This window comes from Glutamicibacter creatinolyticus (assembly GCF_006094275.1).
GTDB lineage: Bacteria > Actinomycetota > Actinomycetes > Actinomycetales > Micrococcaceae > Glutamicibacter > Glutamicibacter creatinolyticus.
The window spans coordinates 1,875,425-1,887,827 of the sequence record NZ_CP034412.1; the positions used below are offsets into that span (position 1 = coordinate 1,875,425).

General features: G+C 65.3%; 13 protein-coding genes. 4 read left to right on the plus strand and 9 right to left on the minus strand.

The genetic code is table 11. The features are described from left to right. Positions 1–39 precede the first annotated feature (39 nt). Positions 40–1,221: a thiolase family protein gene (locus GcLGCM259_RS08565; protein ID WP_138926348.1), complete on the plus strand. Its 1,182-nt coding sequence runs from the start codon at positions 40–42 to the stop codon at positions 1,219–1,221. A gap of 26 nt (positions 1,222–1,247) precedes the next feature. Here GcLGCM259_RS08565 and GcLGCM259_RS08570 read toward each other — a convergent pair whose 3' ends face one another. The 6 genes from GcLGCM259_RS08570 to GcLGCM259_RS08595 form a co-directional block, all read right to left on the minus strand. Further along, the gene (locus tag GcLGCM259_RS08570) at positions 1,248–1,595 is read right to left on the minus strand and encodes a metal-sulfur cluster assembly factor (protein WP_138177764.1); all 348 of its coding nucleotides are present in this window, start codon (positions 1,593–1,595) and stop codon (positions 1,248–1,250) included. A gap of 247 nt (positions 1,596–1,842) precedes the next feature. Continuing rightward, a complete protein-coding gene (locus GcLGCM259_RS08575; protein WP_138177766.1) occupies positions 1,843–2,187 on the minus strand; it encodes a metal-sulfur cluster assembly factor in 345 nt (114 codons plus the stop codon). Positions 2,188–2,200: 13 nt separating this feature from the next. Then, entirely contained in the window at positions 2,201–2,959 is a 759-nt protein-coding gene (gene sufC, locus GcLGCM259_RS08580; protein ID WP_054820772.1) for a Fe-S cluster assembly ATPase SufC, read from the minus strand. Positions 2,960–3,006: 47 nt separating this feature from the next. Continuing rightward, complete coding sequence (gene sufD / locus GcLGCM259_RS08585; RefSeq protein WP_138177768.1) at positions 3,007–4,284, minus strand: Fe-S cluster assembly protein SufD; 1,278 nt, start codon at positions 4,282–4,284, stop codon at positions 3,007–3,009. A 2-nt stretch (positions 4,285–4,286) separates the two neighbouring features. Then, on the minus strand, positions 4,287–5,747 hold the full coding sequence (gene sufB / locus GcLGCM259_RS08590; protein ID WP_138177770.1) for a Fe-S cluster assembly protein SufB: 1,461 nt from the start codon (positions 5,745–5,747) through the stop codon (positions 4,287–4,289). After that, the gene (locus GcLGCM259_RS08595; protein ID WP_138177772.1) at positions 5,744–6,529 is read right to left on the minus strand and encodes a helix-turn-helix transcriptional regulator; all 786 of its coding nucleotides are present in this window, start codon (positions 6,527–6,529) and stop codon (positions 5,744–5,746) included. Before GcLGCM259_RS08595 ends, sufB begins: the two co-directional genes overlap by 4 nt. Positions 6,530–6,720: 191 nt before the next feature. On the opposite strand from GcLGCM259_RS08595, the gene GcLGCM259_RS08600 reads away from it, so the two are divergent. From GcLGCM259_RS08600 to GcLGCM259_RS08610, 3 genes are read left to right on the plus strand one after another with little or no spacing between them, the layout of a single operon-like run. Continuing rightward, positions 6,721–7,680, plus strand: a complete 960-nt coding sequence (locus GcLGCM259_RS08600; protein WP_138926349.1) for an ABC transporter ATP-binding protein — start codon at positions 6,721–6,723, stop codon at positions 7,678–7,680. Continuing rightward, a complete protein-coding gene (locus GcLGCM259_RS08605) occupies positions 7,677–8,459 on the plus strand; it encodes an ABC transporter permease (protein ID WP_138926350.1) in 783 nt (260 codons plus the stop codon). The genes GcLGCM259_RS08600 and GcLGCM259_RS08605 overlap by 4 nt, the downstream gene beginning before the upstream one ends. 28 nt (positions 8,460–8,487) lie before the next feature. After that, positions 8,488–9,444 carry a COX15/CtaA family protein gene (locus GcLGCM259_RS08610; protein ID WP_138926351.1) on the plus strand — a complete coding sequence of 319 codons (957 nt, stop codon included), beginning with the start codon at positions 8,488–8,490 and terminating at the stop codon, positions 9,442–9,444. 227 nt (positions 9,445–9,671) lie between these two features. On the opposite strand, the gene GcLGCM259_RS08615 is transcribed toward GcLGCM259_RS08610, so the two are convergent. From GcLGCM259_RS08615 to GcLGCM259_RS08625, 3 genes are all read right to left on the minus strand, one after another. After that, a complete protein-coding gene (locus GcLGCM259_RS08615; RefSeq protein ID WP_175419370.1) occupies positions 9,672–10,643 on the minus strand; it encodes a DUF1700 domain-containing protein in 972 nt (323 codons plus the stop codon). Then, on the minus strand, positions 10,636–10,956 hold the full coding sequence (locus tag GcLGCM259_RS08620) for a PadR family transcriptional regulator (RefSeq protein ID WP_246049491.1): 321 nt from the start codon (positions 10,954–10,956) through the stop codon (positions 10,636–10,638). The genes GcLGCM259_RS08615 and GcLGCM259_RS08620 overlap by 8 nt, the downstream gene beginning before the upstream one ends. Before the next feature lie 143 nt (positions 10,957–11,099). Then, positions 11,100–12,002 (minus strand): heme o synthase, encoded by a 903-nt coding sequence (locus tag GcLGCM259_RS08625; RefSeq protein ID WP_246049874.1) that lies wholly within the window; start codon positions 12,000–12,002, stop codon positions 11,100–11,102. Between the last annotated feature and the right edge of the window lie 401 nt (positions 12,003–12,403).

The following is a 12,403-nucleotide window of genomic DNA, read 5'->3' on the forward strand; positions in this document are numbered from 1 at the left end:
CCGCTGGGTCCGCACCTCGTGCAGGAAGGGAAGAAGTTCATGAACCAGGTCTATGTGGTTGCTGCACGGCGTACCCCGATCCTGCGCAGCGCCAGGCAGTACTCGCAGGTCGGCGCCGAACGCTTGGCCGCCACCGTGATCGATGCACTGCTACAGGAGACCGGGGTGCCGCCCGGGGAGGTGGATCAGGTGCTGCTGGGCAGCGCGGCCGGGCCCGGGGGCAACATTGCCCGGATAGCCACCCTGGCCAGCAGCCTCGGCCCCGACGTGCCAGCCACCAGTTTTGACGCCCAATGCGCCAGCGGGCTGGAGGCAATCGCGGCCGGGGCCAGGATGATCGCCTGCGGCGAAGCCCGGGTAGTCATTGCCGGCGGTACCGAAAGCGTGAGCACCGCGCCCTGGAGGCTGAGCAACCCCCATGATCCGATGGAACCGGTCCGCCGCTATTCCCGTGCACGGTTCACTCCCGCCCCGGACCCCGACCCGGGCATGGGGGTTGCGGCAGAAAACATTGCCAGGTGCTATGGGATTTCCCGCGAACGACAAGACCGTTTCGCGCTGCGCAGCCACCATCGGGCGCTGGCGGCCGAACAGGCCGGGCACTTCACCGGCGAGCTGGTTCCGGTTGACACGCCGCAGGGGGTGGTCACCCGCGATGGCTGCCCCAGAAGCAACCTGAGCATGGAGAAGCTTTCCGCGTTGCGTCCGGCCTTCGTGGCCGGGGGCAGCGTGACGGCCGGGAACAGTTGTCCGATCAATGATGGCGCGGCGGCGGTGATGCTGGTCGATGCCGAAACACTGGGGCGACTACGAGTGGGTTTTGCGTTGCGGTACGTGGGCGCTGCCGCCGGCGCCTGTGATCCGCAGGTATTGGGAATGGCGGCGGTGCCGGCCTACCGCAATCTGCAGCGGCTGTTGCCGCAGCTGCTGCAGGCCCCGCCCCGGCTGCTGGAGTTCAATGAGGCCTTCGCCGTCCAGGCCCTGGCGTGCCTGGACGAACTGGATGTGGCCGAGGCCTGCGTCAACTTGGAGGGCGGCGCCCTGGCACTGGGACACCCGTATGGGGCCAGCGGCGCGATCCTGGTGTCGCGGCTCTTCTGGCAGGCCCGGCGGCGTGGGCTGCACGGGGCGAATGCCGTGGCGTTGATGGCTGCCGCCGGGGGTACGGGCAGCGCGGTCGCCTTCGAGGCCCTGGCCTTGCAAGGCCCTGCTGTGGCCTAGGACTGCTCCTACGCGTGGGCCGGGAGCTAGATGTTGAAGCCCAGTGCCCGCAATTGCTCTCGTCCCTCATCGGTGATCCGCTGCGCGCTCCAGGGCGGCAGCCAGACCCAGTTCAGGTGGTAGGTGCCGACCAGGTTCCTTAGGACCGAAGCGACCTGTTCCTCGATCACATCGGTCAGCGGGCATTCGGCGGTGGTCAGCGTCATGTCGATTTCCAGTACCCCGCGTTCGCTGAAGCGCAGCCCGTACACCAGGCCCAGATCGATGATGTTGACCCCGAGCTCGGGGTCGATCACGTCCTTCAGCGCCTCGCGGATCTCGGCCATGGGCCGGGCCAACCGGGTGGGGACGCCGTGTTCTGGGGATTCGGACATCAACTGCTCCGCAAACTCGTGTGAATAAGGCGAACCTGCATTGATTACGCCACTTGGCCATCACGTTATCATCCGGCGTGGCGGTCCCCCAGCAGATGACGCTGCACCGGGTAACTTCCACGCAGCCGCTGCTTGTGGCGGCGCGGCTGCGGCCGGCTGCTGCACCCCGCCGCGTGGGGGTTAACGCCAGAAGGCCGGCACGCCCGCCCGTGGGCGGTGTGCCGGCCTGCTGGACCGGGGTCTGTGACTAGATGTTGAACCCGAGGGCACGCATCTGGTCACGGCCGTCGTCGGTGATCCGTTCCGGACCCCATGGCGGCATCCAGACCCAGTTCAGACGGTGCTCGTCGACTATGCTCTCCAGCGTCGCTGCCACCTGCTCCTCGATCACGTCGGTGAGCGGGCAGGCCGCGGTGGTCAGGGTCATGTCGATCAGAAGCACGCCGTCCTCGGCGTACTTCAGCCCGTAGAGCAGACCCAAATCGACGATATTGACTCCCAGTTCCGGGTCAATAACATCCTTGAGCGCTTCCTCGACATCCTCCAGCGGGGTCGTGGTCGACCCCTCGTGCTGTTCAGTTGATTCGCTCATGGTTTCCACCTAACTAGGCCGTGACCTTCAGGAAACGGTCGTAGCCCTCTTCTTCCAGACGGTCGGCCAGTTCCGGGCCGCCCTGTTCGGCGATCTTGCCGTCAACGAACACGTGCACGTGGTCCGGCTTGATGTAGCGCAGGATGCGGGTGTAGTGGGTGATCAGCAGAACACCCATCTCGTTCTCGTCCTGGGCACGGTTCACGCCCTCGGAGACAACCTTCAGCGCGTCAACGTCCAGGCCCGAGTCGGTTTCATCCAGCACGGCAAACTTCGGCTTGAACAGTTCCAGCTGCAGGATTTCCACGCGCTTCTTCTCACCGCCGGAGAAGCCTTCGTTGACGTTGCGCTGGGCGAAGTCGGCGTCGATCTTCAGCTTGCCCATGGCTTCCTTGACGTCCTTGGTCCAGGTGCGCAGCTTCGGTGCTTCGCCGTCGATGGCGGTCTTGGCGGTGCGCAGGAAGTTGGTCATGGACACGCCCGGGACCTCGACCGGGTACTGCATGGCCAGGAACAGGCCGGCCTTGGCGCGCTCGTCAACGCTCATCTCCAGCACGTCCTCGCCGTCCAGCATGATCGAGCCGCTGGTGACGTTGTAGCGCGGGTGACCGGCGATGGTGGCGGCCAGGGTGGACTTGCCCGAACCGTTCGGACCCATGATCGCGTGGGTTTCGTTGGTGTTGATCACCAGCGAGACGCCCTTGAGGATTTCCTTCTCGCCCTGCTCGGTGTCGATCGAGACGTGCAGGTCCTTGATTTCCAAAGTAGACATACGTCGTTCCGTTTCTGTGTCTAAAATCTTTCGAATTACCCGGCCAACTAGTTGTTGGTGACGGCCAATTCCTTTTCGATGATGTCGGTCAGGCGCGCTTCAAGTTCCTCATCGCGGATCTGCTGCACGATTTCGTTCAGGAAGCCGCGAACCACCAGGCGGCGGGCGGACTTCTCGTCGATGCCACGGCTCATCAGGTAGAACAGGTGCTCGTCATCGAAGCGTCCGGTGGTTGAGGCGTGCCCGGCACCCTCGATCAGGCCGGTCTCGATCTCCAGGTTCGGCACCGAGTCGGCACGGGTGCCGTCGGTGAGCACCAGGTTGCGGTTGGCTTCGTAGGAGTCGGTCCCCGAGGCCTCCTTGCGGATCAGCACGTCGCCGATCCACACGGTGTGTGCCCCTTCGCCCTGCAGCGCACCCTTGTAGAGCACGTTGGAGGTGCAGTTGGGCAGGTTGTGGTCCACGAACAGGCGGTGCTCCTGGTGCTGGCCGGCGTCTGCGAAGTACAGGCCGTACAGCTCCACCTCACCGTGCTCCCCGGCGAAACGGGCCGAGGGGTTCACGCGCACCAGGTCGCCACCGAAGGAGATGGCGATGTGCTTGAAGTAGGCGTCCTTGGCCACGGCAGCCTGCTGGCTGGAGGCGTGGATCGCGTCATCGTTCCAGGCCTGCAGCGACACGACGGTCAGCTTCGCCCCGGCGCGCACCTCGAACTCGATGTTCTGCGAGAGCACGGCGGAACCGACGTGGTCCAGCACCAGGGTCGCCTCGGAGTTCTCCTGGGCGATCACGATGATGTGCTGGGCGGCGGGGTCCATGGACTCACCGGTGATGGTCAGGTGCGACTTGATGCCCTCGGCGTTGGCCGGGATCGTCAGCACGTGCGCCTCGTTGGCGTACTTCCAGCCGTTGGCCGCCACCCGGTCCTCCGGGGTGGAGACCACGCCGCGCAGCTTGTCGCTGGCCGGCACGGTGGTGATGGTGACCTTCTCGTCGCCGCTGAGCTCAACCTTCGGCGCGGCGCCGGTCAGTTCCTTCTTGTGCAGCCCGCCCAGGCGCTTGAGCGGGGTGAAGCGCCAGTCTTCCTCGCGGCCGGTCAGCGGTGCGAAGTCATCGACGTTGTAGCTGGTCAGACGGCCGGCACGGGAGGAGTCGGGAATGCCGACCCCGCCACCGTGGCTGTGGCCCTTGACCGAGTCGCCGGCCAGCGGCGAGGCGGCCTCGTTCAGCGGCGAGAGGTTCTCGCCCTCTTCGGTGAAACCCGGGATTGAGGGGGCGCCGATGCGGGCCTTCTCGTCCGGAATATGGGTAGTGGTCTCCGACATGCTTAGCCGACCGATCCTTCCATCTGCAGTTCAATGAGGCGGTTCAGTTCCAGTGCGTATTCCATCGGCAGCTCGCGGGCGATCGGCTCGACGAAGCCGCGCACGATCATTGCCATGGCCTCGTCCTCGGCCATGCCGCGGCTCATCAGGTAGAACAGCTGGTCCTCGGATACGCGCGAGACGGTCGCCTCGTGGCCCATGGTGACGTCGTCTTCACGCACGTCAATGTAGGGGTAGGTGTCCGAACGTGAGATCTGGTCGACCAGCAGCGCGTCACACACCACCGAGTTCTTGGTGCCCTTGGCGCCTTCGCGCACCTGCACCAGGCCGCGGTAGGCCGAGCGTCCGCCATTGCGGGCCACCGACTTGGCGACGATCGCGCTGGAGGTGTTCGGGGCGATGTGCACCATCTTCGAACCGGTGTCCTGGTGCTGGCCCTCGCCGGCGAAGGCGATGGACAGGGTCTCGCCCTTGGCGTGTTCGCCGACCAGGTACACGGCCGGGTACTTCATGGTGACCTTGGAGCCGATGTTGCCGTCGACCCACTCCATGGTGGCGCCCTCTTCACAGATGGCGCGCTTGGTGACCAGGTTGTAGACGTTGTTCGACCAGTTCTGGATGGTGGTGTAGCGAACGCGGGCGTTCTTCTTCACGATGATCTCCACCACGGCCGAGTGCAGCGAGTCCGACTGGTAGATCGGTGCGGTGCAGCCCTCGATGTAGTGCACGTAGGAGCCCTCATCGGCGATGATCAGCGTGCGCTCGAACTGGCCCATGTTCTCGGTGTTGATGCGGAAGTAGGCCTGCAGCGGGATTTCGACGTGAACGCCCTTGGGCACGTACACGAACGAGCCGCCGGACCATACGGCCGTGTTCAACGCGGCGAACTTGTTGTCGCCCGCCGGGATTACGGTGCCGAAGTACTCCTGGAAGATTTCCGGGTGTTCCTTCAACGCGGTGTCGGTGTCCAGGAACACCACGCCCTGCGCTTCCAGGTCCTCACGCAGCTGGTGGTAGACGACCTCGGACTCGTACTGGGCGGCCACACCGGCCACCAGGCGCTGCTTTTCAGCCTCCGGGATGCCCAGCTTGTCGTAAGTGTTCTTGATGTCCTCGGGCAGGTCCTCCCAGCTGGTGGCCTGCTTCTCGGTGGAGCGAACGAAGTACTTGATGTTGTCGAAGTCGATGCCCGACAGGTCCGCGCCCCAGGTGGGCATCGGCTTGCGGTCAAAGTACTTCAACGACTTCAAGCGGCGTTCGAGCATCCATTCCGGCTCGCTCTTCAGGTGCGAGATGTTCTCCACCACGGCCTCGCTGAGGCCACGCTGGGCGCTGGCACCTGCCTCGTCGCTGTCAGCCCAACCGTATTCGTAGTTTCCGATCCCGTGGAGTTCAGGGTTCTTCTCCAGGATCTCGGAAATCACGCCCGGGTCGGCAGACTCATGTGCAATCTGATCCGTCATCGCGGCCTCTCCTGCTTCGTGAACTGAATTCGAGTTCTCTTCTCGGCGCGTCGCGGCGCCTTTTCACGGCCCACGGGGATGTGGGTCGTGCACACGTGACCGCCGCTGGCCAGCGTGGAGAGCCGACGTACGTCGACCCCCAGCAGCCGGGCGAACATTTCCGTCTCGGTGTCACAGAACACCGGGAACTCACGTGCCAAGTCTTGGATGGGGCAATGCCCCTGGCACAGCTGCACGCTGTGCATCAACGCCGTGGGCAGCTTGGTGTCCACGGTGCGCGTGTACCCGACAAATCCGTCGGCGTTCAGCAGCTCACCGAGCACCTCGGCCCGCTGCTCCAGGCCTTCGACCCCCTCAAGGGCCTTGGCGTACCGGGCCTCCATGTCCTGGAAGCGGCGGCGGGCGAACCCGCGGATGGCGTCCTCCCCGGCCGCGTCGCCCAGATCCCGCAGGGCCTGGGTGGCGATGTCCAGGTAGTCGTTGCCCAACTTCGCCTGCCCCCGGTGGGAGAGCACGTACCGGCGCGAGGGGCGTCCGGCACCGGACTTCTGGTTTGCGACCAGCTTGACCTCGACCAGCCCGGCCTTGGACAGGGCATCGAGGTGGCGTCGAACGGCTGCCGGGGTGAAACCAAGTTTCTTGCCCAACTCTGCCGCGCTGACCGGGCCGTCTTCCAAGACGGCATACAACACGCGGTCGCGCGTCCGTTCTTCGGTATCCCCAATCGCGCCCACTACCTTTGCCGGCTGATCGCCAACTGAGTTTGCTTTAGATGAATACACAACACAAGCATGACCATATTTAGCGCTAAGGTCTAGTAAGGAAGTGCTTACTAAGGTTAGCCATTGTCGGCACCTGCTCGGCACCGGCAATTTTCAACATGACCACGAAATTTATCTTAGCGTGTTTGCCCGAAAACCGCCGTGAGCAAAGCCTCATCGGACCCAACTTCGACCTAGCGTAGAATCGATGGGTGTCTTCCGATTCCCCCAGTCTCATCATCAGTGAGCTGTGCAAGGACCTTGGACCGGTGCCGGCGCTGAATAACCGGATGCTCCGGGTCCTGCACTCCGTCTCACTCAAGGCCCACCCCGGACAGGTGACCACCCTGCTTGGCTCCAACGGCGCCGGGAAGTCCACCACCCTCAGCTGCGCCCAGGGCCTGCTGCGCCCGGACAGCGGAAGCATCCAGCTGCTGGGGCAGGACCCCTACGGGGACAAGCCCGAACTGCGCTCCCGGGTGGGGGTGATGCTCCAGGATGGCGGGCTGCCCCCGTCGATGCGCCCGATCCCGCTGCTGCGCCACGTCGCTTCGCTTTACCGTAACCCCATCGACCTGGATGCGCTGATCAAACGGCTGGACATCGAATCTTTCGCCTCGCGCACCATCCGCCGGCTCTCCGGCGGACAGAAGCAGCGCGTCGCGCTGGCCGCGGCACTGGCCGGGGACCCGGAAGTCGTCTTCCTCGACGAGCCCAGCGCCGGGCTGGACCCGCAGTCGCGCCAGGTGGTGTTCGACCTGATCGGCGACCTGCGCGATGCGGGCAAGGCCATCATCCTGACCACCCACCTGATGGATGACGCCCAGAAGCTCAGTGACTACGTGTACATCATCGACCGTGGGCGCACCGTCGCCCAGGGCTCGGTCAGCGAACTGACCACCCTGGCCGCCGCCGAACAGCAGACCCGCCCGGTCTCCTTCGGGGCCGGAGCCGGCCTGGCGCTGCCGGATGCCGTGCCCGCCGGACTGCACCTGAGCGAAACGGCCCCGGGCGAATACCGCCTGGACGGGGTCCGCTCCCCCGACCACCTGCTGTGGCTGACCACCTGGTGGGCCGAGGCCGGCATCCTGCCCCACCACCTGAGCCTGCAGGCCCGCAGCCTGGAGGACGTGTTCCTGGAGATCGCCCAGAAGGAGCCCGATAACGCATGAGCGCACCGACCGAGCTTCCCCGGCACCAGAGCGTGCCCAACAACGCGGTCTCCCCGTTGCGGCGCATCGCCCTGCAGGGCAAGTACGAGACCCTCGTGATGCTCAGCAACGGTGAACAGCTGGTGCTGGCCATCGTGATGCCGCTGATCGCCCTATTCGCCCTGACCTTCACCAACCTCATCGACGGGGTGGCCGAACGCAACATCGACGCCGCCGTGCCCGGGGTGCTGGCCCTGTGCGTGGTGTCCACCGCGTTCACCGGGCAGGGCATCGGCACCGGGTTCGACCGGCGCTACGGGGTGCTGCGGATGTTCTCCACCACCCCGCTGGGGCGCACCGGGCTGATCTTCGGCAAGGTCGTGGCCGTATTGACCGTCCTGGCCATCCAGCTGGTGCTGATCGGGGCCTGCGCGCTGCTGCTGGGCTGGGAACCACGCCTGGTCGGCATCCTGCCCTCCCTGCTCTTCCTGCTGCTGGGCGCCGGCTGCTTTACCGCCCTGGGCCTGCTGATCGCCGGGACCGTGCGGCCCGAGGCGACGCTGGCCATCACCAACCTGGCCTGGATCCTGCTGGCCGGCGTCGGCGGGGTGCTCTTCCCGACCTCCATGGCCCCGGCCTGGATCCACCCCATCCTCAACGCCCTGCCCTCCGCGGCATTGGGCGATTCGCTGCGCGCGGCGCTCATCGACGGCGTCTTCCACTTCCCGGCAGGCCTGCTGCTGGTGGTGTGGACCGTCGTGGGCTCATTCGCGGCCGTCAAGCTGTTCAAATGGAACTAACCGCCACACCAATCCGAGGGAGAAGTTAATGTCTTCGTCCGTTGCCCCGTCCACGAGCTGGGCGGACAGGCTGCCCACCAAGGTCACCAAGACCGTGCACGGCTTGGCGATCGCCTCGCTGGTCTCCCAGGTGGGCATCATCATCAGTGGCGGCGCCGTGCGCCTGACCAAGTCCGGGCTGGGTTGCTCGCAGTGGCCGAACTGCATGCCCGGCACCATGACCCCGGTCCCGGAAATGGGCATCCACGGTTTCATTGAGTTCGGCAACCGCCTGCTGACCTTCGTGCTGATGGCCATCGCCCTGGCCTTCCTGGTGGCCATCTGGAGGATGCGCTCCACCCACCGTTCGCTGTTTGTGATCGGCTGGGTCCTGCTCATCGGCATCCCCTTCCAGGGGGTCATTGGCGGCATCACCGTCTGGTCGGGGCTGAACCCGTGGGTGGTGTCCCTGCACTTCCTGCTGTCCATGGCCCTGGTCATGCTGGCCACCGTCCTGGTCAACCGCACCGGCCGCGAATACAAGCACACCCCCGCCCCGGTGCAGGACAAGACCATCGCCCAGGTCTCCTGGGTGGCCTGGATCGCCTCCATGCTGGCCATCATCTTCGGCACCGTGGTCACCGGCACCGGTCCGCATGCCGGGGACGCCTCGGCCCCCCGCCACCTGTTCGACCCGCTGACCGTGACCCGCATGCACACCGCCCCGGTGTACCTGCTGATCGGCGCGACCATTGTCCTGCTGGTGCTGGCGGCCAAGCGCAAGGCCGGTCCGGAATTCACCCACGGGCTGTACTGGCTGGTCGGCGTGCTGCTCCTGCAGGCCGCGATCGGGTACATCCAGCACTTCACCGGCCTGCCGATCGTGCTGGTCATCCTGCACATGCTGGGCAGCGCGCTGCTGGGCATCGCCACCACCAACGTGTGGGACCGTGCGGTGCGCCTGCCCAAGTACGAGGTGCCGCAGCACAACGTCTCCCAGCTCTAGCCGGCCCCAAGGCGGCCCCAGGCCGTCCCACCGTGGTGCGCAGCGACCCGGTGTCGGAACCCATTGCGATCCGGCACCGGGTCGCTGTTCTTTGTCCAGCATCACGCGCTTCCGGTGGCACTTCACTGCCCGAAACCCTGGCGCGGAGCCGCACACAGCCGGGGACGCCCGAGACCCGGGGCGAGGCTGCTGCACCCCTGCTTTCGGTCGGTTGATGGCCCTGGAAGCTAGGACAGCTCGCTGGCGGCCTCCGGCACCCGAAGCGCGCTGCGCGGGGGCAGGCGCAGCAGTCCGTACAGCCCCATCGCCAGGATGACCCCACCGCCGACCCACAGGGCAGCGACCAGGATTCCGGCATCAACAACCGCCACCCCCAGTACCAGCAGACCGTAGGCCAGGGTGACCCAGTGGGCTGCACGGGAGTTCGCGGCATAACCCGCGGCAAGCAGCACACTAAAGACGGCCCAGAGCAGCAATGGGATCTGGGCCGCACCGAAGCTTCCCACCATCAAGCCGGCGAGGACCAGCACCACCGGCACCACCAACAGCAGTGCCCCGAGAATGCGCATCACCAGCGCCTCCGCCCGGGGCGCTGTCACCGTGCTGGCATACCCAATGACGGCGCCCATCCACGCGGTGACCGCCATGGGCACCAGGAACAGGCCCGCGTCGAAGGGCCCGATGAACACCAGCACACTCAGCAAGGCCGCGATGAGCATCATCAGCCACCGCCGCGCACCGTACGGCACCAGCACCACCGCAGCGCAGGCCAACGCCGGGAGCAGGGTCAACACGGCAGCGCCCGGGCCATACGCGTCGACCAGGGAGGATAGCGTCTCCTGCGGCACGCTGGTCGCCTCCGGGCTCTGCCCCTCGGGATTGCGCAGGAAAAAGCTCACCACCACCGCAGCCAGAACGCCCAGGGCGACCGTGACACCCCACAGCACCGCTGCCGGGTTGCGCACGCCGCGCTGGGCCGGCGAATCCAGTTCGCTGCGGCTTGCCTCGGCGACGAGCCTGGGCTCACCCAATGCCGCCAGGATCCGTTCCGGCTCACGCCCCTGGGCCAAGGCCTCGTCAATATGGTCCCGCACGTCCTGCAAAATCGATTCCCTCTCAGGTCGTGGTACATCGGCCAAAGCACCCTTGAGCCGGCGCAAATACCGCTGGGTCGCACGATCGGTGGAAATGCTAGACATGATGCCCTCCCAAGAGCCCGTCAACCTGCTGCTGAATCCCCCGCCACACCTCACGAAAGCTGGCCAGCTGATGTCGGCCGTGCTCGGTGATGGCATAGTACTTCCGCGAACGGGTGCCATCACCGGCCTCCCAGCGCGCATCGACGCTGCCAGCCTGCTTCATGCGCGCCAAAAGGGGGTACAAACTTCCTTCGCTGGCCGAAAGCTCGCGTTCCATGAGCTCGTTTGCGATCTCCAGGCCGTACATTTCGCGTTGATCGAGCAAGGCGAGCACACAGTACTCCAGCACGCCCTTGCGCAGGTTGGTTGCCATTTTCTCCACTGCCCGATCCATAAGTCGAAGATACCTTGTACCACAAGACTTGTACAGCAAGAGTTACCCATCGGCCGAACTTAGGAGCTGGACGAGAACGCAAAAGCCCCCGGTGAATGCACCGGGGGCTGAAGCGTGGGGTTCTAGCCGAACAGCGGGCTGCCGACGAACGGGTCGATGGCCAGCGCCAGGAACACGATCGACAGGTAGGTGATGGAGATGTGGAAGACCTTCATCGCCTTGCGGTTCATCTCAGCGGGCTTGTGCTCGCGCTGGGCTTCGCGGTAGAGCACGTGCGACTCGTAAACGAACCAGAGACCGGCCCCGCCGGCCAGGGCGGTGTACACGATGCCGGCGTAGCCCATGGGCACCAGCAGCATCGAGCAGACGAAGGTGGCCCAGGCATAGAGCACGACCTGCACGGAGACGCGCCGAGCGTTGGCGATCGCGCCAAACATCGGCACCGAAGCCGCGTTGTAGTCATCGGCGTACTTCATGGACAGCGGCCAGTAATGCGGCGGGGTCCACAGGAAGATCACCACGAACAGGATGAAGGCCGGCCATTCCAGGGTGTTGGTGACCGCGGCCCAGGCGATCAGCACCGGCATGCATCCGGCGATGCCGCCCCACACGATGTTCTGGGTCGTGCGGCGCTTGAGGATCAGCGTGTAGAGCACCACGTAGAACAGGATGGCCAGCAGCCCCAGCGCCGTGGTCAGCGGGTTGGTGCCAAACCAGAAGATCGCCAGGGAGGTAATGGCCAGCACCCAGGAGAAGATCAGCGCTTCGCGCGGAGTCACATCTCCGGTCACCAGCGGGCGGCCCTTGGTACGCTTCATCAGCCGGTCCATGTCCCGGTCGAAATAGCAGTTGAAGGCGCCCGAGGCGCCAGCGGCCAATGCGCCGCCAATCAGGGTCGAAGCCATCAGCCACACCGAGGGGAACCCGCCGTAGGCGAAGATCATCGTGGGCAGGGTGGTGACCAGAAGCAACTCAATGACGCGCGGCTTGGTCAATGCCACGTAGGCACTGGCCTTGCGCTTGATGAATTCGCCGGTGGTCTCATCGAGCTGACGCGAGGCCTGGGGGCTCGGCGCATCGGCGACACTAAGAGACTTCAATTAAACGCACTCAGTTCTTCACGGGTACAAGACAGACGTCCTTATTCTACGCGTAATAGAAGACTTAGGGTAGTTGAGTTGGGTCATATCCGGCCTACTCCGGCGTGATTCCGGCCATCTCCCGCACTAAATCGGCAAACGGACGAGAACAGGGCAGGCGTGGGCGCACCGTCCCGCCCTGTGGACGGCGGCACATTCGCCCCCGACTGGCGGCCCGGCTCCGGCTACCACGTGCGCGACGCGGCAGCGGCAGGCCAGGCGCCGGACTGCTGAGAGAACCCAACGAACCGCGATCCTGCACCTAACAAGTACCAGGCTTTGTAATG